At 64.0% G+C, this 19,541-nt stretch carries 17 protein-coding genes; 14 read left to right on the forward strand and 3 right to left on the reverse strand.

Annotated features, from left to right (window positions below):
* Positions 1–47: 47 nt before the first annotated feature.
* Complete coding sequence (locus PARACOCCUSGL_RS0117605) at positions 48–701, reverse strand: TetR/AcrR family transcriptional regulator (protein ID WP_010399539.1); 654 nt, start codon at positions 699–701, stop codon at positions 48–50.
* Between the two features lie 224 nt (positions 702–925).
* Between PARACOCCUSGL_RS0117605 and PARACOCCUSGL_RS0117610 the strand changes: the two genes are divergently transcribed.
* The 7 genes from PARACOCCUSGL_RS0117610 (at position 926) to PARACOCCUSGL_RS0117640 (ending at position 9,738) form a co-directional block, all read left to right on the forward strand.
* On the forward strand, positions 926–2,038 hold the full coding sequence (locus tag PARACOCCUSGL_RS0117610) for a sugar ABC transporter substrate-binding protein (RefSeq protein WP_029372618.1): 1,113 nt from the start codon (positions 926–928) through the stop codon (positions 2,036–2,038).
* A gap of 94 nt (positions 2,039–2,132) precedes the next feature.
* Entirely contained in the window at positions 2,133–3,092 is a 960-nt protein-coding gene (locus tag PARACOCCUSGL_RS0117615) for an ABC transporter permease (protein WP_040602304.1), read from the forward strand.
* Between the two features lie 7 nt (positions 3,093–3,099).
* Complete coding sequence (locus PARACOCCUSGL_RS0117620; protein ID WP_010399545.1) at positions 3,100–4,605, forward strand: sugar ABC transporter ATP-binding protein; 1,506 nt, start codon at positions 3,100–3,102, stop codon at positions 4,603–4,605.
* Between the two features lie 13 nt (positions 4,606–4,618).
* Complete coding sequence (locus tag PARACOCCUSGL_RS0117625; protein WP_202796797.1) at positions 4,619–5,554, forward strand: ABC transporter permease; 936 nt, start codon at positions 4,619–4,621, stop codon at positions 5,552–5,554.
* A 7-nt stretch (positions 5,555–5,561) separates the two neighbouring features.
* Positions 5,562–6,599 carry a zinc-binding dehydrogenase gene (locus tag PARACOCCUSGL_RS0117630; RefSeq protein ID WP_010399550.1) on the forward strand — a complete coding sequence of 346 codons (1,038 nt, stop codon included), beginning with the start codon at positions 5,562–5,564 and terminating at the stop codon, positions 6,597–6,599.
* Between the two features lie 30 nt (positions 6,600–6,629).
* Complete coding sequence (locus PARACOCCUSGL_RS0117635) at positions 6,630–8,126, forward strand: aldehyde dehydrogenase family protein (protein WP_010399553.1); 1,497 nt, start codon at positions 6,630–6,632, stop codon at positions 8,124–8,126.
* A gap of 10 nt (positions 8,127–8,136) precedes the next feature.
* On the forward strand, positions 8,137–9,738 hold the full coding sequence (locus PARACOCCUSGL_RS0117640; RefSeq protein WP_010399556.1) for a GMC family oxidoreductase: 1,602 nt from the start codon (positions 8,137–8,139) through the stop codon (positions 9,736–9,738).
* Between the two features lie 38 nt (positions 9,739–9,776).
* Here the strand turns inward: PARACOCCUSGL_RS0117640 and PARACOCCUSGL_RS0117645 are convergent, their stop codons facing one another.
* Complete coding sequence (locus tag PARACOCCUSGL_RS0117645; RefSeq protein WP_010399560.1) at positions 9,777–10,595, reverse strand: aldo/keto reductase; 819 nt, start codon at positions 10,593–10,595, stop codon at positions 9,777–9,779.
* 126 nt (positions 10,596–10,721) lie between these two features.
* Here PARACOCCUSGL_RS0117645 and PARACOCCUSGL_RS0117650 point away from each other — a divergent pair, with 126 nt between their 5' ends.
* Genes PARACOCCUSGL_RS0117650 through PARACOCCUSGL_RS0117660 form a run of 3 tightly spaced genes read left to right on the forward strand, consistent with a single transcriptional unit; the run spans position 10,722 to position 14,346 of the window.
* The gene (locus tag PARACOCCUSGL_RS0117650) at positions 10,722–12,293 is read left to right on the forward strand and encodes an acyl CoA:acetate/3-ketoacid CoA transferase (RefSeq protein ID WP_010399563.1); all 1,572 of its coding nucleotides are present in this window, start codon (positions 10,722–10,724) and stop codon (positions 12,291–12,293) included.
* Complete coding sequence (locus PARACOCCUSGL_RS0117655) at positions 12,290–13,090, forward strand: enoyl-CoA hydratase/isomerase family protein (RefSeq protein WP_010399566.1); 801 nt, start codon at positions 12,290–12,292, stop codon at positions 13,088–13,090. Before PARACOCCUSGL_RS0117650 ends, PARACOCCUSGL_RS0117655 begins: the two co-directional genes overlap by 4 nt.
* Positions 13,087–14,346: a glycerate kinase gene (locus tag PARACOCCUSGL_RS0117660; protein ID WP_010399568.1), complete on the forward strand. Its 1,260-nt coding sequence runs from the start codon at positions 13,087–13,089 to the stop codon at positions 14,344–14,346. The genes PARACOCCUSGL_RS0117655 and PARACOCCUSGL_RS0117660 overlap by 4 nt, the downstream gene beginning before the upstream one ends.
* Positions 14,347–14,371: 25 nt before the next feature.
* Here the strand turns inward: PARACOCCUSGL_RS0117660 and PARACOCCUSGL_RS0117665 are convergent, their stop codons facing one another.
* A complete protein-coding gene (locus PARACOCCUSGL_RS0117665) occupies positions 14,372–15,388 on the reverse strand; it encodes an aldo/keto reductase (protein ID WP_010399570.1) in 1,017 nt (338 codons plus the stop codon).
* A gap of 158 nt (positions 15,389–15,546) precedes the next feature.
* On the opposite strand from PARACOCCUSGL_RS0117665, the gene PARACOCCUSGL_RS0117670 reads away from it, so the two are divergent.
* From PARACOCCUSGL_RS0117670 to PARACOCCUSGL_RS0117685, 4 genes are read left to right on the forward strand one after another with little or no spacing between them, the layout of a single operon-like run.
* Positions 15,547–16,689: an acyl-CoA dehydrogenase family protein gene (locus tag PARACOCCUSGL_RS0117670; RefSeq protein ID WP_010399572.1), complete on the forward strand. Its 1,143-nt coding sequence runs from the start codon at positions 15,547–15,549 to the stop codon at positions 16,687–16,689.
* Positions 16,686–17,453 (forward strand): 3-ketoacyl-ACP reductase, encoded by a 768-nt coding sequence (locus tag PARACOCCUSGL_RS0117675; protein WP_010399574.1) that lies wholly within the window; start codon positions 16,686–16,688, stop codon positions 17,451–17,453. The genes PARACOCCUSGL_RS0117670 and PARACOCCUSGL_RS0117675 overlap by 4 nt, the downstream gene beginning before the upstream one ends.
* Positions 17,454–17,464: 11 nt before the next feature.
* A complete protein-coding gene (locus tag PARACOCCUSGL_RS0117680) occupies positions 17,465–18,613 on the forward strand; it encodes a dihydrodipicolinate synthase family protein (RefSeq protein WP_010399576.1) in 1,149 nt (382 codons plus the stop codon).
* A gap of 2 nt (positions 18,614–18,615) precedes the next feature.
* A complete protein-coding gene (locus PARACOCCUSGL_RS0117685; protein ID WP_010399578.1) occupies positions 18,616–19,473 on the forward strand; it encodes a sugar phosphate isomerase/epimerase in 858 nt (285 codons plus the stop codon).
* The last annotated feature ends 68 nt before the right edge of the window (positions 19,474–19,541 follow it).

Raw genomic sequence — 19,541 nt, forward strand, 5'->3', positions numbered from 1 at the left:
GGAATCCTTTTTGTCAACACAACCTAGGTAACGGAACCTGAAGCAGGTCAGGCGCTGACCAGACGCAGGATCGTGTCGATATTGAACTGGAGGCGCTCTTCGAGCGCCTCTTTCGCCATCAGGTCACGCTCGAAGATGATCGAGCCGGTGAAGCGGTTGGTCAGATAGTAATAGCCGATCGCAGCGATGGTGATGTTCAATTGCACCGGATCGATGCCGGAGCGGAAATCGCCACTTGCGACGCCGCGCTCCAGGATCGTGTCGACCATCGAGACGAAGCGGCGGCTGTAGATCTTGACGATCTCCGACTTCTTCAGGTGCTTGGCCCGGTGCAGGTTTTCGCTGTTGACCAGCGTGATGAACTCGGGGTGTTTCAGGTAGTATTCCCAGGTAAAACGCACCAGCCGCGCCAACGCCTCCTTGGGCGGCAGGTGGTCCAGCGCCAGTTTCTGCTCGGCATCGCGAATGTCGATATAGGCATTCTCGAGCACTGTCTGGAACAACTCTTCCTTGCTGCCGAAGTAGTGATAGAGCATCCGCTTGTTGGCATCGGCCTTTTCGGCGATGACGTCTACGCGGGCGCCGCCGAAGCCATTGCGGGCAAACTCGTTCAGTGCCGCCTTGAGGATGCGCGCTTTGGTCGCGTCTGCATCGCGGATGCGGGGCTTGCTACGCGGCGGCGTCTTGGCTTGTGCGGTCACGCTGTGTCTCCGGTGGTTCCTGGCTCGTTCAATGCCTCGCAAAGGTTATAGCAGTCCATGGCTGACGCAAGACGACGATGGCGATTTAATGCACTATCCGGTTAATGATTACGCTTGACTCAACATCCCCGAAGAAAGTAACCAGTTAGTGCGTTATTTTGACGGCGCTCGCCATCTGTGGATCTGAGGAGAGATTCGGGCGGCGCCTTATGGGGAGGCTGAAGATGTCCACCTTTATCAAGGACTATATCGACCGTGAGGTCATAACCCGTCGCAAGTTGCTGCTGGCGGGGGCTGCCGGCATGGCGACGCTCGCCGTTCCAGCCGTATTCGGACGCGGTCAGGCCCGCGCCGCGCTGACCGATCCCGCCATTGCATGGAGCTATCGCGACCGCGCCTCGGCCTATTGGAACGCGGTCGTGTCGGGAGGCGAGGCTTTCGTTGAATCCATCGGCCGTAGCAAATCGGACATGGTCAACCTGATCAGCGAGGGTTCGTCGGAAAAATCTCTGTCCGATATCAAGGCATTCCTGTCTAAGACCGGCGGCAATTGCGCCATCGCCTGCGACCCGAACGACAGTCCCAATGCCCGGCCCATCGTCGAGGCGGTGCAGGCGGCGGGCGGTTATATCTCGACCATCTGGAACAAGACCGACGACCTGCACCCTTGGGATTTCGGCGACAATTATGTCAGCCACATGACCTGGTCGGACGAACAGCCCTCCGAGCAAACCGCGAGGATCCTGTTCGAGGCGATGGGGGGCAAGGGCGGCGTGGTGCATCTGGGCGGCATCGCGGCGAACAATCCGGCGGTCGAGCGACTGGCTGGGTTGCAGAACGCGCTGAAGGACTTTCCCGATATCGAACTGTTGGACGCGCAGCCTGCCGATTGGGACACGACCAAGGCGGCGGAGCTGATGTCCTCTTTCCTGACCCGCTATGGTGACCGGATCACCGGCGTCCATTGCGCCGCCGACAACATCGCCTATGGCGTGATCGAGGCGCTGCGGGCCGAGGGCATCACCGACATGCCGATCGTCGCCTATGACGGTAATCCCGAGGCGGTGAAGCTGGTCATGGACGGTCAGCTTCTGGCTACGGTCTTTACCAACCCCTATTGGGGTGGCGGTATCTCGGCGGCCTTGGCCTATCACGCGGCCATCGGCACGTTCAAACCGTCCGAGGAGCCGCATGAGCATCGTGAGTTCTACGGTCCGACCGTCCTGATCACTCAGAAGGACGCGGCCGAGTTCAAGGCGCAGTATCTGGACGCCACGCCTGAATATGACTGGACCGACTTCTGGGGGCCGAGCAACGGCCAGATCCAGTATCGCTGATTTCTGAAAATCCGATGGGTTGACCGCGCGGCGGCCTTCCCCGCCGTCCTTCGGGGCATGCGGGCCGGCAGTGTTGAGGAGAACTGCGTTGAAGATGAAGCTCACCCGCGAGAATATCATCCGATGGGCTCCGGCCCTCGTGCTGCTGGGGTTGGTCGTGCTGTTCGCGGCGATCAATCCGGCCTTCCTGTCGCAACGCAACCTGGCCCGGATCGCGCTGGCCTCGACGCCGCCGATGATGGTGGCGCTCGGCGTCACCTTCATCATCGTCATGGGCTCCATCGACCTGTCGATGGAGGGGGCGGTGTCGCTGTGCGCGGTGCTGTTCTGCCTGATGTTCCTGAAGCTGGGCGGATCATTGGGGGCGGGCGCATGGCTGGCCATTCCGGCGATCCTGCTCTGCGGGGCCTTCTTTGGATGGCTGACCGGGATGGTTCATGTCCGGCTTCAGATCCCTTCATTCATGGCCAGCCTGGCGATGGGCTTCGTCGGCACCGGCGCGGCGGTGCTCGTGACAGGAGGTGACATTGTCCGCATTGATGACGATGTCTTCCGCGCCCTGCTGACCTGGCGCATCCTCGGCTTTCCGCTGATGGTGCATATTGCGGCGCTGCTGGTCCTGCTGGCCTGGTTCATCCAGAACCACACGACGCTGGGCCGCAACTTCTATGCCGTAGGCGGCGGCGAGGAACTGGCCCATGCCTCGGGCGTGAACGTGCACCGGGTGCGGCTGGCGGGCTTCGCGCTGGCCGGAGTATTCTACGCCGTCGCCGCGATCTTCCAGGTGGCGCGGCTGGGGCAGGCGGAATCGGTGACCGGCGCCAACCTGATGTTCGTCGCCATCACCTCGGTCGTCGTGGGCGGCGTCGCGCTGTGGGGCGGGATCGGCGGCGTGCTGAACGCGGTCGTCGGCGTTCTGATCGTCAATGTCATCGGCAACGGCATGGTCGTCATCGGCCTGCCCAACTACCTTCAGGACGGCTTGCTGGGCGTCCTTGTCATCGTCGCGGTCGTTCTTTCCACCGACCGGCGCCTTGTCAGTTTCGCGAAGTGAGGCCGCCATGTATCAGCTAAGCTCGGTCGACAAGAAATTTCCCGGCGTCCATGCCCTGAAATCCATCGACTTCCACATCAAGCGCGGCGAGATCGTCGGGCTGGTGGGCGAGAACGGTGCCGGAAAATCGACGCTCATGAAGGTGATCTACGGCGCCTATCAGCCCGACGGCGGCCAGATTCTGATCGACGGCAAGCCGGTGCATTTCGCCAATCCCCGGCAGGCGATGAAGCGCGGCATCGGCATGGTGTTCCAGGAACAATCCCTGATCCCCAACCTGACGGTGATGGAAAACATCTTCCTGGGCTACGAGGCGCAATTCACCCGCCTGGGCGTGGTGAACTGGAAGGCGATGGCCGCGGCTGCGAAGAAACAGCTTGCGAAGGTCAAGCTGGACATCGACCCGGCGACGGTGACCTCGGTCCTGTCCTTCGCGCAGCGGCAGCTGGTCGAGCTGGCCAAGGTGCTGACGCTGGAGGAACGGGTCGAGGGCGATCTGGTCATCCTGCTGGACGAGCCGACCTCGGTCCTGTCCGAGGAGGAGGTGAAGTTGCTCTTCAAGCTGGTGCGTGAGCTGACCAGCCGCGCATCCTTCATCTTCGTCAGCCATCGCATGGACGAGGTGATGGAGCTTTCGGACCGCATCTATGTGATGAAGGACGGGCAGGTGATGGATGTGGTCGCCAAGGCCGACGCCGATGCCAGCGCGATCCAGCACAAGATGGTCGGCCGACACGTGGACCGCGAATATTACCGCGAGCAGCGCCAGAAACCTTATGACACTTCTCGAACGCTGTTCGATATGCGCGACGTTGTCCTGCCGGGCCGTCCGCACAAGCTGAACCTGGCGCTGCATCCGGGCGAGGTGCTGTGCCTGGTCGGTACCGAGGGTTCGGGCCGCGAGGCGATCCTGCGCACGATCTACGGGATGCTGGCGCCAGTCTCGGGCCGTTTCGAGATGAAGGGGCAAGAGCTTCGCGGTTTCAACCCGCGCCGCTCGGTCGCGATGGGCGTGGGCTATGTGCCGCGCGAACGCAAGATCGAAGGCATCGTCGCAGGCATGAACGTCTATGAGAACATGACCCTTTCCCAACTTGGCCGCTATTCCCGGGCGGGGGTGATCGACGTCGGACGCGAAAAAGCGCTGGCGCGGGACTGGATCAGGAAGCTGTCGATCAAGGCACACTCCGAGTTTGCCGATTGCGGCAACCTCTCGGGCGGCAACCAGCAGAAGGTGGTGCTGTCGAAATGGCGGTCGGGCGGGTCCGACATCATGCTTCTGGACCACCCGACGCGGGGTCTGGACATCGGCGCCAAGGAAGACGTTTACGACATGATCCGCGACATGAGCGACGACGGGGTCGGCATCGTTCTGGTGGCCGACACGCTGGAAGAGGCCATCGGCCTCTCGCACACCATCGTCGTGCTGAAGGATGGCGAGATCCGGCAGCGTTTCGAATGCCGGCCGGGCGCCAAACCGTCGCTCTACGATCTTCTCCACCACATGATCTGAGGCGCAGATGACCATGCAACGCATCAAACCGCATCTTCCCTGGATCACCCTGCTGGTGCTGACCGCTGTGGTCGGCGTGGTGGATCCGAATTTCCTGCGCCCGGCGAACCTGCTCAGCCTCGCCGGCGACATCGTGCCTCTGTTCATCATGGCGCTGGGGCTGACCTTCGCCATCTATATCGGCGGGATCGACCTCTCGGTGCAGTCCATGGCCAATATGATCACGGTCATCGCCTCAATCTATCTCGCCTCGCTTGGGGCCTGGGTGGCGGTGCTTTGCATCGCGGCGGGTTTCGGACTTGGCATGTTGTCGGGCTTTCTGACTACGCGGCTGTTCGTGCCTTCGTTCATTTCGACGCTGGCGGTGGGCGGGGTATGCTTCTCGGTCGCACAATGGCTGTCGGGCAACCGCGCCCTGAACATGGATGCCGAGCAGAGGAATGCCACCTTTGGCTGGATGATCGGCCATACCGGGATCATCCCGAACGAGTTATTTCTGGGTGCTGCCCTGCTGGCGATCTGCCTGTTCATCGAGCGCCGCACCATCCTGGGCCGGGTGCTGAAGGCCGTCGGTGCGGGCGAGCCCGCGGCCAAGGCGTCGGGCATCAATGTCGGGCGCTATAAGATGCTGGCCTTTGCGATATCCGGGGCGCTGGCGGCGATGGCGGGGTTGTTGTTCTCAGTCAAGCTGTCTGGGGGGGCGCCGACCATCGCCAACGGTTTTCTGCTGCCCGCTATCGTCGCGGTGCTGATTGGTGGCACGCCCTTGACCGGTGGTGTCGGCGGCGTGCTGAACACGCTGATCGGCACGCTGATCGTGGCCGTGATCCGCGCTTCGATGCTGTATCTGGGGATCGAGGCGACACAGCAGCAGATGCTGTTCGGACTGGTCCTGATCGCGGCTATCGCCCTGACCATCGACCGCTCGAAACTCCGCACGGTGAAGTGAGGTTGCCATGAAAACCATGCAAGCCGCCGTCCTTGTCGCTCCGCACAAGCTCGAATTGCGCGAGGTGCCGCGCCCGCAGATCGGCCCCGACGAGGTGCTGATCCGCGTGACCCGGACCGGGATCTGCGGTACCGACCTGCATATGTTCCACGGCCATTATGCGGCCGACGACCTGCCGATCATTCCGGGGCACGAATTTTGCGGTATCGTCGAGGAGGCCGGAGCGAACCAGCGCCATCTCACCCCCGGCAAGGTGGTGGTCGCCGACATCAATATCGGTTGCGGACATTGCTACTGGTGCCGCCGCAACGAGGTGCTGAACTGCCCCGAGATGGCGCAGCTTGGCATCACCCGCGACGGTGCCTTCGCCGAGTTTGTCGCGCTGCCCGGTCGGTTGGTCATTCCTGCGCCCAATGACATTTCTCCCGAGATACTCGCCCTGACCGAGCCGGTCGCCTGCGTGGTCCGCGCGGCGCGCAAGGCACAGGCCGGGATCGCGCAATCGGTCGTAGTGCTGGGCGCCGGGCCGGTTGGCAACCTGCATGTGCAGATGATGCGGCTCATGGGCGCGGCACCAATCATCGTGGCCGACCTGTCGGCCGAACGCTGCACGATGGCTTTGGATGTCGGTGCCGATGCCGCGATCAGCGATAACGCGCAACTGAAGGCGACCGTGCTTGAGCTGACATGCGGCCGGGGCGCGGATCTGGTGATCGAAAGCGTTGGCCACCCGGCACTTTACGCAACCGCCTTCGACCTTATTCGCAAGGGCGGCCATGTCGCCTTCTTCGGCCTGACCGGCCCCGATGAGGTCGCTCCGGTGCCGATCCTGCGCACGATCCTTGAGGAGAACGGCCTGAAAGGCTCGGTCGCGGGGATGGGACAGGACATGCATGACGCGCTGGCTTTGCTGGCGCATGGCCGGTTCCGTACCGAGGCGTTCACCACGGCCTCTTATCCGCTCGCGCGCATCCAGGAGGCGTTCGAGACCCTGGCCGAGCGGTCCGCCGACCTCAAGACCCAGATCGTCATTTCGCAGAACTGACATTGCAGCATTTCCGAGGAGCCCGACACGATGGACCAGACCGCCCGCACCCTTTCCCCGCCGGAGTCGCCGCGCGAGTTCGGCTTTTTCATCGACGGCGAATGGCGGCATGGCCGCGATCTGGCCGAACAACGCTCGCCCGCGCATGACGTGCCGGTGACGCGGGTGGCGCGCTGTATCACGGACGACCTGAACGATGCAGTCGCCGCCGCACGCCGCGCCTTCGAGAAGCGCAGCTGGGCTGGCATTTCGGGCGGTGAGCGCGCGGGTGTGCTGTTGCGCGCCGCCGAGATCCTGCGCCGCCGCCGTGACGAGGTCGCCTATTGGGAGGTGCTGGAAAACGGCAAGCCCATTGCCCAGGCCCGCGCCGAGATCGAAGGCTGTATCGCCTGTTTCGAGACGGCTGCGGGTGCCGCCCGGCTGCTGCATGGCGACAGCTTCAATTCGCTGGGCGACGGGTTGTTCGGCATGGTCCTGCGTGATCCCATCGGGGTCGTCGGGCTGATTACGCCGTGGAACTTCCCCTTTCTGATCCTGTGCGAGCGGGTACCCTTCATCCTAGCCTCGGGCTGCACGATGGTGGTAAAGCCGTCCGAGGTGACCAGTGCCACCACGCTGATCTTAGCGGAAATCCTGACCGAGGCGGGGCTGCCCAAGGGGGTCTACAACGTCGTCACCGGCTCGGGCCGCACCATTGGCCAGGCGATGGCCGAACACCCGGACATCGACATGCTGTCCTTCACCGGCTCGACCGGCGTCGGGCGGTCCTGCGTCCACGCCGCCGCCGACAGCAATTTCAAGAAGCTGGGGCTGGAACTGGGCGGCAAGAACCCGATCATCGTCTTTGCCGACAGTGATCTTGAGGATGCCGCCGACGCGGCGGCCTTTGGCATCAGTTTCAACACCGGACAATGCTGCGTGTCCTCCAGCCGGTTGATCATCGAGGCCTCGGTGGCTGACGAATTTGAACGGTTGCTGGTGGAAAAGATGCGGCGCATCCGCATCGGCGATCCGCTGGACGAGGCGACGCAGGTCGGCGCCATCACGACGCCCGCGCAGAACGACACCATTCTGAACTATATCGAGAAGGGCCGCCAGGAGGGCGCACGCCTCTTGACCGGCGGCGAAGTTCTGAAGATCGGCGCGGGCCGTTTCATTGCGCCGACGCTGTTTTCCGGCGTGCGCCGCGACATGGCCATTGCGCGCGACGAGATCTTCGGCCCGGTCCTGTCCTCGTTCCGCTTTGAGACCGTGGACGAGGCCATCGCCATCGCCAATGATACGGTATATGGGCTTGCCGCATCGCTGTGGACCAAGGATCTGGACAAGGCACTGACCGTGACGCGGCGCGTCAGCGCGGGCCGGTTCTGGGTGAATACGATCATGGCGGGCGGGCCGGAAATGCCGTTGGGAGGCTTCAAGCAATCCGGCTGGGGCCGCGAGGCCGGTATCTACGGCGTCGAGGAGTATACCCAGATCAAGTCGGTCCATGTCGAGATCGGCAAGCGTACGCATTGGATCGGGTAAAGGGGGCGTCATGGCGCAGGGTTACGATTACGTCATCGTCGGCGGCGGCTCGGCCGGTTGCGTGCTGGCCGCGCGGCTATCCGAGGACAGTCAGGCGCGGGTCTGCCTGATCGAGGCGGGCGGCAAGGACAGCAACCCGCTGATCCACATGCCGGTGGGTTTCGCCAAGATGACCACCGGGCCGCTGACCTGGGGGCTGGTGACCGCGCCGCAGCGCCATGCCAACAACCGCGAGATCCCCTATGCTCAGGCCCGAGTCCTGGGCGGCGGGTCATCGATCAACGCCGAGATCTTCACCCGCGGCCACCCGTCCGATTACGACCGCTGGGTCGATGAGGGGGCAGAGGGGTGGGGCGCGGACGAGGTGCGGCGCTATTTCCACCGCTCGGAAGGGAACACGATCCTGTCGGGCGAATGGCACGGCACCGAGGGGCCGCTGGGCGTGTCGAACCTGCCCAATCCCAATGCGATGAGCCGCGCCTTCGTCCAAAGCTGCCAGGAGGCGGGCATCCCCTACAACCCCGATTTCAACGGGCCGATGCAGGAAGGCGCGGGAATCTATCAGACCACGACCCGGGGCAACCGGCGTTGCTCGGCCGCCGTCGGCTACTTGCGCCCGGCGCTGTCGCGCCCGAACCTGACCCTGATTACCGGCGCGCTGGTGCTGCGGCTGGTGTTCGAGGGCAGCCGGGCGGTCGGCGTCGAGTATGCCGCCGGCAAGGGGCGCGCGCCGGTGGTGGCGCGTGCCGAGCGTGAGGTGATCGTGACCTCGGGCGCCATCGGCTCACCCAAGCTTCTGATGCTGTCGGGGATCGGTCCCGCCGATCACCTGCGCAGCCACGGCATCGAGGTGGTGCAGGATATGCCCGGCGTGGGGCAGAACCTCCAGGACCATTTCGGCATCGACATCGTAGCCGAGCTGAAAGGCCATGAAAGCCTCGACCGCTATGGCAAGCCGCATTGGATGGTCTGGGCCGGTCTGCAATACCTGCTGTTCAACTCGGGGCCGGTGACCTCGAACGTGGTCGAGGGCGGGGCCTTCTGGTATGCCGACCGTGGGGCGCCCTGTCCCGATCTGCAATTCCATTTCCTTGCCGGGGCGGGGGCCGAGGCGGGCGTGCCCTCGGTGCCGAAAGGATCTTCGGGGATCACGCTGAACAGCTACACCCTGCGCCCGAAATCGCGGGGCACGGTGACGCTGCGGTCCTCCGATCCGCGCGACAATCCGGTGGTCGATCCGAATTTTCTTGGCCACCCGGACGACCTGCGCATCTCGACCGAGGGGGTAAAGATCAGCCGCGAGATCTTCAGTCAGCATTCGCTGCGAAAGTATATCCGCGAACTGCGCTTTCCCGATGCGAATGTGCGCACGCAGGCGGATTACGAGGCCTATGCGCGCCAATACGGCCGCACCTCGTATCATCCCACCTGCACCTGCAAGATGGGCCGGGACGAGATGTCGGTGGTCGATCCGCAGTTGCGCGTTCACGGGCTGGACGGGTTGCGGATCTGCGACAGTTCGGTCATGCCCTCGCTGATCGGGTCGAACACTAATGCGCCGACGATCATGATCGCTGAAAAGGCATCCGACATGATCCGGGGCAATCACTGAGATTTTGCGGGGCGCGGCCTTCACCGCGCCCTGGCGCGTTAATCCCATATAGGCGCGAAGGGCACCCGGTCGCGGTCTACGATGCGGTAATTCGTGCGATTCAAATCGTCGATCCGGGACATCTCACCCGTCGTAAGCGTGAAATCCATAATCTCCAGATTGGCACGGATATTTTCCGGGTTGGTGGACATGGTGTTCATGCTGAGACCCTTTTGCAGGATCCAGCGCAAGACGACCTGAGCCGCAGATTTTCCATGCGTCTTGCCGATTTCCCCGAACAGCGGGTATTTGAAGACCTCGCCGCGCGCGAGAGAGCAGTATGACGAGAGTGGTATCTTGGTGTCTCTGGCCGCTTCCAACAGGCGCGACTGATCCAGCAGTGGATGAAACTCGACCTGGTTGGTGACCAGCGGAACATCGACGAGGGCACGGGCCTGGCGCATCATCGCGGCGGTATAGTTCGACACGCCGATATGGCTGGCCAATCCGGCCTCATATGCCTTTTGCAACAGTCTCAGCGATGGCGTGATATCGCCTCCGGCCGGCGGCCAGTGCAGAAGCAACACATCAATCCGGTCGATCCGCAAGGCACGCAGGCTGCACTCGACTGAGGGCAAGAAGCGCGATTCGCTGTAATTCTCGGGCCTGACCTTGGTGATGATACAAAACCGGTCGCGCGCGATCCCGGTCGCGGCCAGGGCGGCGCCGGTGTCCGCTTCATTCTCATAACCCTGAGCCGTGTCAAAGGTTCGGTAACCCGCCTTGACCGCCATATGGATCGCGTCCCGCAGGGCGCCACCTTTCAAGGGGAATGTGCCGAATCCCTGCAGGAATCCGGGTTGCAGCAGAATGTTCATCCTGGTCCTCCCTCACATGTTCTTGCATCGCGCCGATCCCGGTTTTCCTCTTGCCGGGCCGGTCAGATTACAGATATATAGATAACCAGTTAGTTACTTAAGATGCAATTGCGAAGGAGGAGCGCAATGTCCAAGATTCGGACCGCCAGTCAGGCGGCAGAACTGGTTCGCGATGGCGCGGTGATTGCGGTGAATTCGTCTTCGGGATTGCTGTGCCCGGATCATGTGCTGGCTGCCCTGGGTGAACGCTTTGTGCAAGAAGGCGCTCCGCGCGGCCTGACGACCATCCATCCGATCGCCGCCGGCGACATGTTCGGCACCCCGGGCGTGGACCATATCGCCCATTCCGGCATGATCACAAAGATCATTGGCGGTTCCTATCCCTCGGGGCCGTCTAATGCCGAGCCGCCGAAGATCTGGCAGCGCATCCTGGCTGAGGAGGTTGCGGCCTATAACGTGCCCTCGGGCATTGTCTTCGACATGCTGCGTGAGGGGGCGGCGCAGCGGCCCGGCGTGCTGACTAAGGTCGGCATGGAAACCTTTGCCGATCCCGCGCTGGAAGGCTGCGCGATGAACGCCGCCGCCCGCGCCACACCCATCGTCAAGCGCGTGGCCTTCGAGGGCGAGGACTGGTTGTATTTCCCGGCCCTGCGCCCCGATGTAGCGCTGATCCGCGCAACCACGGCAGACGAGAATGGCAACTTGACCTTCGAGGACGAGGGCGCGACCCTTGGCGCGATGGAAATGGCGCTGGCCGCGCACAACTGCGGCGGCATCGTCATTGCGCAGGTTAGACGTATTGCCGCGCAGGGCACGTTGAAGCCGCATGATGTGAAGGTGCCGGGCATTCTGGTCGATGTAATCGTCGAGGCACCCGATCAGTTGCAGACTACCGCGACACCGCACGATCCGGCTATCTCGGGCGAGGTCTTCCGGCCGCTCGCCAGTTTCCGCGCGGCGGATTTCAATCCCGGCAAGGTCATCGCCAGGCGCGTCGCACAAGAACTGCGATCGGGATGGGCGGTGAATATCGGCTTTGGCATCTCGGCCAATGTGCCGCGCATCCTGATCGAGGAGGGCCTGCATGGCGCGGTGACATGGGTCATCGAGCAAGGCGCGGTCGGGGGCGTGCCGCTGCTGGATTTCAAGTTCGGCTGCGCCAGTAATGCAGAGGCGTTCGTCGCTTCGCCGCATCAGTTCTGCTATTTCCAGGCGGGCGGTTTTGACTGTTCCCTGCTGTCCTTCCTGGAAATCGACGCCGAGGGCTCGGTCAATGTCAGCCGGCTTGCCGCGACGCCGCATCGGACAGCGGGGGCGGGCGGTTTCGTCGACATTACCGCGAGGGCGAAGCGGATCGTTTTTTCCGGGAACTTCAACGCCGGAGCAAAGATGCGAATTGAAAATGGCCGGCTGGTGATTGACCGCGAGGGCAAGGTTGCCAAGATCGTGCCAAAGGTTGATCAGGTAAGCTTTTCGGGCCGGCGCGCGGTGGCGCAGGGGCAGGAGATCACCTATGTCACCGAGCGTTGCGTGTTGCGTCTGTTGCCCGAGGGGCTGACGGTCACCGAGATCGCGCCTGGCGTCGACTTGCGGCGGGATGTGCTGGATCAGGCCGCAACGTCCCTCCGCGTGGCAGAGAATCTGAAGGAAATGGATGCGGCGCTGTTTCGCGACACGCCGATGGGGCTGGCGCTGTGAGCGAAGATCAGCGCCTCGATCTGCGTATCGAGGCGGATATCGCACGGCTGACCATTCGCCGCCCGGACAAGCTGAATGCCCTGGACGCCGAAATGGTGGACGGATTGCTGCCGCTCTGCCGCCGGATCGAGCGATCCGACGCGCGGGTGGTGATCCTGACTGGCGAGGGTGGCCGCTCATTCTGCGCAGGCGGCGATATTGCTGCCTGGTCGCAACTGTCGCCCGAGGATTTCAGCCGCCGCTGGTTGCGCGACGGCCATGCTGCCTTCGATGCGCTGGCACGTTTGATGCAGCCGGTGATCGCTGTGCTGAACGGGCATTGCCTGGGCGGCGGGCTGGAGCTGGCGGCCTGCGCGGACTACCGCCTGGCCGAGGCACATGTGCGGATCGGTTTGCCCGAAACCTCGCTTGGGGTCATTCCCGGCTGGTCGGGAACGCAACGTGCGGTGCGTCGATTCGGTGCCAGTGCGGTGCGTCGGATGGCGCTGTTCGGCGAGGTTTTCGGCGCCGAGGAAGCGCAGCGCCTCGGGCTGGTCGATCAGGTCGTCCCGACGGGCGCTGGCATGGCTGCTGCCGAGGCGCTGGCCGCGCGGGTGATTGCCCGCGCCCCGCGCGCAACGGAAATCACCAAGATGCTGGTCAACGCCGCCGAGGGCGAGGAACGCGAGCGCGTGCTCGAGGCACTGGCCGGCAGCGTCGCCGCCGCATCCGGTGATTTGCGGGAAGGGCTAGCGGCGTTCCGCGAAAAGCGCTCTGCAAGGTTCGAAGCGACGGGTCGAGGGGAGAAGATGGAATGAAAGCCGAGAATCGCGAGTTTCTTACCGGGCTTTTTGACGCGGCGGTGGCTGCTGCCGATCCCGAAACCGCGCTGGCCGCGCATCTGCCGGATCGTCCCAGGGGTCGCACGGTCGTGGTCGGCGCCGGCAAGGGTGCGGCGCAACTGGCGGCGGCGTTCGAGCGCCTGTGGGACGCGCCGGTGGAGGGAGTGGTGGTCACGCGTTACGGCTATGGCTGCGATACCCGCAATATCCGCGTGATCGAGGCCGCGCATCCCGTTCCCGATCAGGCCGGTCTTGCCGCGACTGGGGTCTTGTTTGAGGCTGTGCGGGGGCTGAGCAAGGATGATCTGGTCGTGGCGCTGGTTTGCGGTGGTGGCTCGGCGCTGCTGCCAGCGCCGCCCGAGGGGCTGACGCTGGAGGACGAAATCGAGCTGAATCGCACCCTGCTGGCCAGTGGTGCGCCGATCTCGGTGATGAATGCGATCCGCAAGCAGGTCTCGCGTATCAAGGGCGGCAGGCTGGCGCTGGCGGCGCATCCGGCGCGGGTGGTGTCGCTGGTCGTTTCGGACGTGCCGGGCGACGATCCGGCGCAGGTGGCCTCGGGTCCGACGGTGCCGGATGCGGTCACTCGCCGGGATGCGCGGCGTCTGCTTGAAACATGGCGGATCGAGTTGCCACCGCGTCTGGCTGAATGGTTCGCGGGCGAGGACGGCCTGCCGCCGGATCCCGCCGATCCTCGTTTTGCCGGACATGAGGTTCGCGTGGTGGCTTCGGCGCGCCTGTCGCTGGAAGCCGCCGCCGCGCGGGCCGGGGCGGCGGGCATTCCGGCAGTGATCCTGTCGGACGCGATCGAAGGGGAGGCACGCGACGTGGCCCGCGTCCATGCTGCCATCGCCCGCGAGGTCGCGACCCAAGGCCGGCCTTTCACGCCCCCGGTGGCGATCCTGTCAGGCGGCGAAACGACCGTGACGCTGCGCGGAAATGGCAAGGGCGGGCGCAACAGCGAATTCCTGCTGGCTTTCGGTTTGGCTATTGAAGGGCTGCCCATCGCCGCGCTGGCCGCCGATACCGACGGCATCGACGGGTCCGAGGATAACGCAGGCGCTTTTGCTGATGGGGACAGTGCGGCGCGGCTTCGGGCCTTGGGTTGCGATCCGGCAGTGATGCTGGCTGGGAACGATACATGGTCCGCTTTCGCCGCCTTGGGCGACCTGTTCGCTCCTGGCCCGACCGGCACCAATGTCAACGACTTCCGGGCCATCCTGGTCCGATAGGTCCGGGCGCCGCCGACCCGCGATCTCAGGCAGGAACCGGCGCGTCCTCACGCAACAGGCCCTTGTCCTTCAGCGCCGCCCAGAACGCGGCCGGAATGGGGTGCTGGAACCACGTGAGATTCTGCTCAAGCTGCTGGATAGTCCGCGTGCCGGCGCAGAAGGCCGGGACGGCCGGATGTGCCACGACGAATTGCAATGCCGCCGCCGCCAGGGGCACGCCGTATTCGGCGCAGACCGCCTCGATCTTTGCCACCCGGTCCATAATTTCGGACGGGGCAGGGGCGTAGTTGTATTTTGCGCCCGGCTTCGCACCCGTGGCGAGGATCCCCGAGTTGAAGCCGCCGCCCACGACCACTGCCGCACCGCGCTTCTCGCAAAGCGGCAGGAACGCGTCCAGCGCGTCCTGTTCCAGCAGCGTATAGCGCCCGGCCAGCAGGAAGCAGTCGAAATCGCGTTGCTTCAACGCCTCGTGGCAGACCTGCCATTCGTTCACGCCGACGCCGATGGCCTTCACGACCCTCTCGTCGCGCAGCCGGGCCAATGCCCTGTAGCAGCCGTCCATCGCCTGCCGGAATACCTCGGGCTGCTCGGTGCCGCGCGTATAGACGTCGATGTCGTGGATGAACAGAATGTCGATGCGCTCCAGTGCCAGCCGTTGCAGGCTGTCTTCGAAAGCGCGCATCGTGCCGTCGTAGCTATAGTCGAACTCCATTGCGAACGGGGCGGCATTGACCCAGGGCGCGAAGTCGATGCTGTCGCGTCGCGCCGGGCGCAGCAGGCGGCCCACTTTCGAAGACAGCACGAAATCGTCGCGCTTGCGCCAGCGCAGCGCCTCGGAGGTGCGCAGTTCGGACAGGCCATGGCCATACATCGGCGCGGTGTCGAAATAGCGCACGCCGGCATCCCAGGCATGATCGAACATGGCGCGCGAGGTCTGGTCGTCGATCTCGCGGAAAATATTGCCGACCGGTGCGGTGCCGAAGGCGAAGCCGGTCACCTCCATATCCGTGCGGCCGAACTTTCGTTTGTCGGATGGTTTCATCAGGTTCCTCCCATAAGTAACCAATTGGTTATAATTTGCATGAGTCCACGCCACGGATCAAGCGGATTTCCAAGCCGTTGTCGGTTTTGACGCTTGACGTGAGGAAGGTGCCTCAAATAAAGTAACCGGATAGTTACATATCGGGAGGGGATTCGAGGATGTATCTGAACGATACCCAGCTGCAGGTGCGCGACATGGCCCGCGCCTTCGCTGACGAGGTCATCCGGCCTGCAGCCGAGGCGCTGGACCGCGACGAGCGTTTCCCGGCCGAGATCTATGACGAGATGGCCAAGCTGGGCCTGTTCGGCATCGGTGTGCCGGAAAGCATGGGCGGGCCGGGCTTCGACACGCTGACCTATGCCGTGGTGATGGAGGAACTGTCGCGCGGCTATGCCAGCGTGGCCGATCAATGCGGTCTGCTGGAGCTGATCTCGACGCTTCTGGTCCGCCACGGCACCGAAGCGCAGCGCAAGCTGCTGCCCGGGATCCTGGCGATGCAGCAGAAGGTTGCCTATTGCATCACCGAACCGGAGGCCGGGACTGACGTGTCGGGCATCCGCACCACGGCGGTGCGCGACGGCGACGGCTGGGTGCTGAACGGCGGCAAGATCTGGATCCACAATGCACCCGTCGCCGATCTGGGCTTCGTGCTCGCCCGTACCGACAAAGAGGCGGGCAACCGCGGCATGTCGATCTTTATCGTCGACCTGCACGCGGCAGGGGTCGAGCGCGGTCCCAAGGAACACAAGATGGGTCAGCGCGCCAGCCAGGTCGGGGCCTTGACCTTCACCGATGTGCGGCTTGGCGCGGATGCCATGCTGGGCGAGCCGGGCCGCGGCTTTCACATGATGATGAGCGTGCTGGACAAGGGCCGCGTCGGTATCGCTGCACTGGCGGTCGGCATCGGCCAGGCGGGGCTTGAGGCCGCACTGGAATATGCCGGGACGCGCATGCAGTTCGGCAAGCAGATCGCCGAGTTCCAGGGCGTGCAATGGCTGCTGGCCGATATGGCCAAGGATATCGAGGCTGCGCGGCTGCTGGTTCATTCGGCCGCGTCCAAGATCGACAACGGGCAGGATGCTACCAAGGCCTGCTCGATAGCGAAATGCTTTGCCGGCGACATGGCGGTGGCGCGCACGGCGGATGCGGTGCAGGTCTTCGGCGGCTCGGGCTATATCCGGGGTTTCGAGGTCGAGCGGCTCTATCGCGATGCCAAGATCACTCAGATCTACGAGGGCACGAACCAGATCCAGCGCATGATCATTGCCCGCGAATTGCTGAAGAAGGGCGCGCAGGCATGACACAGGTTGCCCTTGTCACCGGCTCGTCGCGCGGGATCGGGCTTGCTGCGGCCGAGGCACTGGCCCGCGAAGGTTTCGCCGTCGCCGTGAACGGCCCCGCCGACGATGCTGAGTTGCGTGCGGCGGTCGAACGCATCGCCGCACTTGGCGTGCCGGTCGTCGCCGCGCCTTTCGACGTGACCGACATTGCCGCCCATGACGCCGCTCTGCAACGGATCGAGAATGCGCTCGGCCCCCTGACCACGCTGGTCAACAACGCGGGCGTCGGCGTCATGCAACGCGGCGACCTGCTGGATGTCAGCGAGGCAAGCTGGGACCGCTGCCTGACCGTCAACAGCAAGGCGATGTTCTTTTTGTCGCAAGCGTTCGCCCGCCGCCTGCTGGCGCGGGAACGCCCGGAAAACCTGTTCCATGCCATCGTCAACGTCACCTCGTCGAACGCGATCGCGGTGGCGGTGCAGCGGTCGGAATATTGCGCCTCCAAGGCGGCCGCCGCGATGGTGTCCAAGGCTTTGGCCGTGCGGCTCGGGCCGGAAAACATCGCGGTCTATGACGTGCAGCCCGGCCTGATCGCGACCGAGATGACCGCCCCCGTGATCGAGACCTATCGCCAGCGCGCCCAAGAAGGGCTGACCCTGTTCCCCCGCGTCGGCCAGCCCGCCGACATGGGCGCCATCATTGCATCGCTGGCCTCGGGCCGGCTTCCCTATACCACGGGACAGGCGATTTCGGCCGATGCCGGGATGCTGGTTCCGCGTTTCTGAAAGCTGCCATCATGAAAATCGCACTTCCCGACACACAAGGCCGCATGGCCGACTATACGCTGACCGGCACCCCCATCGCGCAGGCCGTGCTGCCCGTCAATCCGGCTCGCATCGTCTATTCCGCCGCCCATGTGGTGGCCGACCCCTTCACCACCAACGATCCTTCGGGGCGCGCGGCGGTGGATTGGGAAAAGACGATGGAATTCCGACGCTATCTGGCCGGTCTTGGTCTCGGCATTGCCGAGGCGATGGATACCGCGCAACGCGGCATGGGCCTCGACTGGCCCGGCGCGCTGGAGCTGATCCAGCGCACCAAGGCCGAATTGCCCGACGCGCTGGTCGGCAACGGCTGCGGCACCGATCATCTGGATCCGGCGGATGCCCGCACACTGGACGACGTGATCCGCGCCTATCTGGAGCAGGTCGAGGCGATACAGGCCATTGGCGGCCGCATCGTGCTGATGGCCAGCCGCGCGCTGGCCCGCGTCGCGACCTCGCCCGAGGATTACCTGCATGTCTATGCACAGGTGCTGTCGGCCTGCGACCAGCCGGTGATCCTGCACTGGCTGGGCGAGATGTTCGACCCCGCTCTGGCCGGCTATTGGGGCGACTCGGATTTCGACGCTACGCTGGAGACCGTTCTGGCGGTGATCGAGCAGAACCTTTCCAAGGTGGACGGCATCAAGATGTCGCTCTTGGACAAGGACAAGGAGATCACCCTGCGCCGCCGCCTGCCTGCCGGCGTTAAGATGTATACCGGTGACGATTTCAACTATCCCGAACTGATCGAGGGCGACGACCAAGGCTTCAGCCATGCTTTGCTGGGGATCTTCGACCCGCTGGCCCCTGCCGCCGCCTATGCCGTCAACCGGCTGGCCGAAGGGGACAAGGCCGGTTTCCGTGCCACGCTGGACCCGACCGTGCCGCTGGCCCGCACGATCTTTCGCGCGCCGACGCAATATTACAAGACGGGGGTGGTCTTTCTGGCCTGGCTGAACGGCTTCCAGGATCATTTCATCATGCTGAACGGCCATCAGGCGATGCGGCCCTTGCCCTATTTCGCGCAGGTCTTCCGCCAGTCGGACGCCTGCGGTCTTCTGCGTGATCCCGAACTGGCGGTGCGGCGGATGAAATCGCTGCTGGCCGTCTATGGCGTCTGACGATGCGCGACTTCAGTCATGATATTTCCGCGCTCGCGCTGAATACCGCCACGCTTGGCCATAATGTCGAGGGTGCGGGCGCCGGTTGGTCCCCCGAACGCATCATCGACGCCTGCGCCGAGCGCGGCTATGGCGGCATTGTCTTCTGGCGGCGCGAGATCGGGACCAATGCTGCCAGGATCGCGGCCCATGCCCGAGCGGCCGGGCTGACGGTGGCGGGGCTCTGCCGGACCCCCTTCCTCGTTGGACCCCTGGCGCCGCAGAGCCGACAGGCGGTGATGGATGATTTCCATGCTTCGATCGACATGGCGGCGGAGCTGGGCGCTCCGGTTCTGACCATTGTCACCGGCGGGGTCGAACCGGGCACCCGCGGCGTCGTCGAAAGCCTGCGCCTTGTCACCGACCGTGTGGCCGGGGCAGCGCCCTATGCCGCCGCGCGCGGCGTCAAGCTGGCGCTGGAGCCTCTGAACCCGGTCTATGGCGGCAACCGCTCTTGCCTGACCACCCTGCGCGATGCGCTGGACATCTGCGACACCATCGGCGCGCCAAATCTTGGCGTGGCGGTCGATGTCTACCATGTCTGGTGGGACACTGATCTGCCACGGCAACTGGCCCGCGCCGGAGAACGCATCCTCGGCTACCACCTTTGCGATTGGCTGGCCGAGACGACCGATGTGCTCCTGGATCGCGGCATGATGGGCGATGGCGTGGCCGATCTGAAGACCATCCGTTCTGCGGTCGAAGCGGCCGGCTACAACGGCCTTTGCGAGGTCGAGATCTTCTCGGCAGGTAACTGGTGGAAACGCGGTCCGGCCGAAGTGCTAGATACCATCGTTACGCGCTTCCGATCCGTCTGTTGATAATTTCAGGAAGAAATCATGAAGATACTGGTCCCCGTCAAGCGTGTGATTGACTACAACGTTAAGGC

The sequence above is a fragment of the Paracoccus sp. TRP genome, assembly GCF_000185925.1.
In the GTDB taxonomy this organism is placed as follows: Bacteria; Pseudomonadota; Alphaproteobacteria; order Rhodobacterales; family Rhodobacteraceae; genus Paracoccus; species Paracoccus kondratievae.

Coding starts and splice junctions, on each gene's coding strand:
- PARACOCCUSGL_RS0117610 (WP_029372618.1), top strand. CDS start 926: ATGTCCACCTTTATCAAGGACTATATCGACCGTGAGGTCATAACCCGT.
- PARACOCCUSGL_RS0117615 (WP_040602304.1), top strand. CDS start 2,133: ATGAAGCTCACCCGCGAGAATATCATCCGATGGGCTCCGGCCCTCGTG.
- PARACOCCUSGL_RS0117620 (WP_010399545.1), top strand. CDS start 3,100: ATGTATCAGCTAAGCTCGGTCGACAAGAAATTTCCCGGCGTCCATGCC.
- PARACOCCUSGL_RS0117625 (WP_202796797.1), top strand. CDS start 4,619: ATGCAACGCATCAAACCGCATCTTCCCTGGATCACCCTGCTGGTGCTG.
- PARACOCCUSGL_RS0117630 (WP_010399550.1), top strand. CDS start 5,562: ATGAAAACCATGCAAGCCGCCGTCCTTGTCGCTCCGCACAAGCTCGAA.
- PARACOCCUSGL_RS0117635 (WP_010399553.1), top strand. CDS start 6,630: ATGGACCAGACCGCCCGCACCCTTTCCCCGCCGGAGTCGCCGCGCGAG.
- PARACOCCUSGL_RS0117640 (WP_010399556.1), top strand. CDS start 8,137: ATGGCGCAGGGTTACGATTACGTCATCGTCGGCGGCGGCTCGGCCGGT.
- PARACOCCUSGL_RS0117645 (WP_010399560.1), bottom strand. CDS start 10,595: ATGAACATTCTGCTGCAACCCGGATTCCTGCAGGGATTCGGCACATTC.
- PARACOCCUSGL_RS0117650 (WP_010399563.1), top strand. CDS start 10,722: ATGTCCAAGATTCGGACCGCCAGTCAGGCGGCAGAACTGGTTCGCGAT.
- PARACOCCUSGL_RS0117660 (WP_010399568.1), top strand. CDS start 13,087: ATGAAAGCCGAGAATCGCGAGTTTCTTACCGGGCTTTTTGACGCGGCG.
- PARACOCCUSGL_RS0117665 (WP_010399570.1), bottom strand. CDS start 15,388: ATGAAACCATCCGACAAACGAAAGTTCGGCCGCACGGATATGGAGGTG.
- PARACOCCUSGL_RS0117670 (WP_010399572.1), top strand. CDS start 15,547: ATGTATCTGAACGATACCCAGCTGCAGGTGCGCGACATGGCCCGCGCC.
- PARACOCCUSGL_RS0117675 (WP_010399574.1), top strand. CDS start 16,686: ATGACACAGGTTGCCCTTGTCACCGGCTCGTCGCGCGGGATCGGGCTT.
- PARACOCCUSGL_RS0117680 (WP_010399576.1), top strand. CDS start 17,465: ATGAAAATCGCACTTCCCGACACACAAGGCCGCATGGCCGACTATACG.
- PARACOCCUSGL_RS0117685 (WP_010399578.1), top strand. CDS start 18,616: ATGCGCGACTTCAGTCATGATATTTCCGCGCTCGCGCTGAATACCGCC.